Source organism: Streptococcus sp. ELY_137, assembly GCF_058314515.1.
Genome location: NZ_JBZFUL010000028.1, coordinates 1 through 4036 on the forward strand (window position 1 = coordinate 1; position 4036 = coordinate 4036).

2 protein-coding genes and 1 riboswitch are annotated in these 4036 nt (G+C 44.1%); of the genes, one reads left to right on the forward strand and one right to left on the reverse strand.

Going from position 1 to position 4036, the window contains the following annotated elements; genetic code table 11:
* On the reverse strand, positions 1 to 2769 hold a 2769-nt coding region (locus AC4HAO_RS11230), incomplete at its 3' end, for a GbpC/Spa domain-containing protein (RefSeq protein WP_491135393.1).
* 266 nt (positions 2770 to 3035) lie between these two features.
* Positions 3036 to 3167: riboswitch (TPP riboswitch) on the forward strand.
* Positions 3168 to 3252: 85 nt separating this feature from the next.
* On the opposite strand from AC4HAO_RS11230, the gene thiT reads away from it, so the two are divergent.
* On the forward strand, positions 3253 to 3825 hold the full coding sequence (gene thiT, locus AC4HAO_RS11235) for an energy-coupled thiamine transporter ThiT (protein WP_491135394.1): 573 nt from the start codon (positions 3253 to 3255) through the stop codon (positions 3823 to 3825).
* The last annotated feature ends 211 nt before the right edge of the window (positions 3826 to 4036 follow it).

Here is a 4036-nt window from a genome sequence, read left to right on the forward strand (position 1 = left end):
TTTATTAGGTTCCGGCTGATCCGGCGTCCGAGTTGGCGGTGTTGGCTCCGGCTCATATTTTGGTTCTACTGGTGCTGGCTCCTGTGGCTTCTCTACTTCGTAGTTAGGCTCTTGTGGTTTATTAGATTCCGGCTGATCCGGTGTACGAGTTGGAGGCGTTGGCTCTGGATCGTACTTGGGTTCTACTGGTGCTGGCTCTAAGTCCTTTTCGACTTCATACTTAGGTTCTTCTGGCTTAGTAGGTTCTACCGGCGGTTCTGGATTTTCCTTGGTCACTTTCGGTACGTTAACCGCAAGAATTCGAGCGTTGAGAGAATACCAGATATTTGGTTTTTTACCAGTAGCAACTGCATAAGTAGGATCTTCAGGCAATACTAAGGTTGCAGAAATGGCACCCAGAGTGATACTGTTATTTGGGCCGGACATGCGGACAGCCCCGGCACCATACCAAGAATTAGGTGCATCGGCTGAATCCCAGCCAGAACCCGGTTCGTTGTTTCTTTTATACATGGTCCAACGAGCGCCACCTTGACCTTGTCTAAAGTTGAGGGTATCTGTCGCATAGATTTTACCATCTTTTTCACCGATAGATGAGCCAGCGATTTTAACGAATTCCCCTGTGTAATCCTTAGCCATTTCAATAGAGTTGTTTTCACGGTTAAGGGAAGCCACAGAAAAGAGGGCATTGTCAAAGTCAATTGGTTGGCCGTCTTCGTCATAAAATGTAAATTCATTTTTAACGAAGATAGAGGTATTCTGTTCATCCACCCCTGTATAGGCAGAGGCAAAGATACCTAGTGTTGGATCGGTAAAGATTCCCAACCAAGCCTTATCTGTATTTTGGAATTTTGAATCTGGATCTAGAGTATATTTAACCACAACTTTAGAAATTTTCTCACCATTATAGTAAGAGTTTTCCAAGTTGGTGTAAGTCGCTGTAACACTTTGACCGCGTTCTAGGAGAACAGATGCCCACTTAACTTCATTTTCATTGCTGATAGTTGTGGTCCAACCTGCTTTATCCCCGATATTACCATAGAGCTCAATTGAGTCTGTTACATCATCGGCCTGCAGCATGTTACTGATATCGAGATAATCCACCTGCAGAATTTGTTTGTCATATTGCTCTTTTGAAGTACTCTTGCTAAAGGCATCATCTACAGAAGAGGCCTTGATGAACTGACCATCTGTTACCACAGACAGTTGAGCATTTGGTTCCAAGTCATAAGCCAAGTTTTGGGCAGATGGTTCTGTCAAGTTCCCGTCTTCGTTCTTATGCTTCTCAAGTTCTTCCAGAGCTTTTTTAATTCGCTCTTGTTCTTCTTCGTATTCCCGTTTTTTGATAGGATACTCAGCCAAGTCCTTTTGATATTTGGCTAAGTCCTTTTCATATTTAGCTAATTTGGCTTCATAGTCAGCCTTAGCATCAGCATTGCGCTGTTTAATAGCGGCGTTTTCCGCTGCAATCTCAGCATTCTTAGCATTATTGTCCTTAACAGCTTGGTCATAGGCTGCCTTGGCATCGGCATTGGCCTTTTGTACGCGAGCGAGCTCTTGTTCGTAGGCGGCTTGTTTAGCTTGATAATCGGCCTCATTGTCCTTATTCTTTTGTTGGATATCTGCTAAATCGGCTTCATATTGCTTCAGGGCCGCTTCATATTTAGCTTTGGCATCCGCATTGCGCTGCTTGATGGCGGCATTTTCTGCTGCAATCTCAGCATTCTTAGCATTGTTGTCCTTGACAGCCTGATCATAGGCTGCCTTAGCATCAGCATTGGCCTTTTGCACACGAGCGAGCTCTTGTTCATAAGCTGCTTTCTTAGCTTGATAATCCGCTTCATTATCCTTATTGCCTTGCTGAGCTGCTGCCAAATCAGCTTCATATTGCTTCAAGGCCGCTTCATATTGAGCTTTGGCATCGGCGTTGCGCTGTCTGATAGCTTCGTTTTCTTTTGCAATCTCAGTATTTTTTGCCGTATTTTCAGCCACAGCCTTGTCGTAAGTTGCTTTAGCATCGGCATTGGCCTTGCGAACACGCTCTAACTCTGCTTGATAGGCAGCAAGAGCAGCCTGATAAGCTGTTTCATTATTTTTATTTGTATTTTGAATGGCTTCCAGCTCTTTTTGGTACTGGGCTAATTTAGCTTCATAGTCCGCCTTGGCAGCAGCATTAGCAGCATTAATCCGCTCAACTTCTGCCTGATGAGCAGCCAAGTCTTTATCATATTGCTCTACAGCGGCCTTGTTTTCTGCATCTATTCGTTCAACTTCCGCCTTGTGCTTAGCAACTTCTTCCTTATAAGAGTCGACGGTTGTCTTAATTTCTTCTACTTGCTGGGCATAATCCGCATCGATCTCCGCCTGCTTAGCAGCTGCTTGTTCTGAGGTCTGAACGGTCCCCGCGTCCACATCAGCCTCTTCTTGAACCGTCACACCAGCTTGGTAGGCTTCCTTAACCGCCTGCTCCAATTCTGGTGACGGAGCCTCTACAACCAGCTTCTCCCCATTGTTCTGGCCGGCTTGGGCCTGACTCTGGCTGGCTTGGTCGCTGGCTGGCCCTTGAGCTTCCGGCAGATTAGTCGCTGGGTTGCCTGTTGCTGTCCCGACAACCTTCGTGTCAACACCGCTTGTCGATGTTGTTTCCGATACTTCCTCGGCTGCTGCTCTATAGCCTGTCAGTGACACCAGCGCTGTGGCTCCCAACACAGCACCGCATAAAGATTTCACAACCTTACTTTTTCGAAAACCGTAAACTTGTTTTGCTTTCATTGTTTTCTCCCAATATTTTTCTAAGCAAATAATATTGCCGGGAATATTGTAACATAATTCCCCTGATTAAGAAATATTATTGTCTCACACTGCCATTGTTTTGAAAAATATATGACATTTTTCTGTTTATTACAGATAAATTGTGATTGGTCTTCTGAGTACAAATCTTCCTTGACTATTTGCATTTAGCCTAATTAATCGGCTTATTAGCTTTTGATATCATAGGGATAAGACCTTGTTAAGTGCACAAAATTTTGCTATGATGAAGACGTCACAAGAGGAGCTTTTGCTGAGAATGACCTTTTTCTATCCTTGCTACTTTGGATTGGAAGTTTCGTCTAAACTCTTTGAACCTGAACAAGGTAATGCTTGCGTAAGGGATGTGAAAATCATAATAAATTTTCCTTGAGTTTATTGCGGTTTTGATTGTGGCAATCATGTAAGTGCCCAGTCTTGACTGCGGTAACGAGAAAGGATTTTTTTATGCAAAAAACAAATGTTGCTTCTATGGCTGAAATAGCCTTATTTGCAGGCTTGGCTATGGTTTTAGATATTTTTACCCAGCCCTTATCGCTGGGACCGTGCCTCTCTCTCTCTTTTAAAATGGTTCCTATTTTTATCTTAGCCTTCCGCCGCGGGACAAGGCCCGCCGTGTTGGCAGGCCTTATCTGGGGAATTTTACAGGTTGTAACTGGCCAGGCAGCCGGAGGCTGGCTTAATCTCTGGCAGGGCTTTTTAGAATACTTCATTGCCTTTAGCTTAATCGGACTTGCCGGAGTCGTTCAGCCTTCATTTGAACAAACCCTTAGAAGAAATCAGCCCTTAAGGAGCTGGACCACCATGATCCTTGGCATCTTAGTCGGCGGCCTGTCTCGCTATATTGTCCATTTTATCGCTGGAATTATTTTCTGGGGAAGCTACGCTCCTAAGGGACAGTCAGCTCTCATCTATTCTGCCATTGTCAATGGTTCTTCTTGGCTGGGTGAGACCCTAGCCTGTATCATTGCTCTGGGTTTGCTCTTTCCTTTTATCAAACGCTTTCTGTTGATAAGCTAAAAAGGTCAACTTAGACTAAAAGGAATTCAACTTCAGGAATCATCAAATTTTAGAAAACGGTAAATGAAATAAAATTTGTCACCTATTGCAGTAGACACACACCCAAAAAGCCCTCGCTGAGTTTAATCCCAGCGAGGGCTTTTTATACAGTCTTATCGTATATGAGCCAAGACTAGCTCCTAATAACTTCTAGCCATTATGCTTCCTTCTT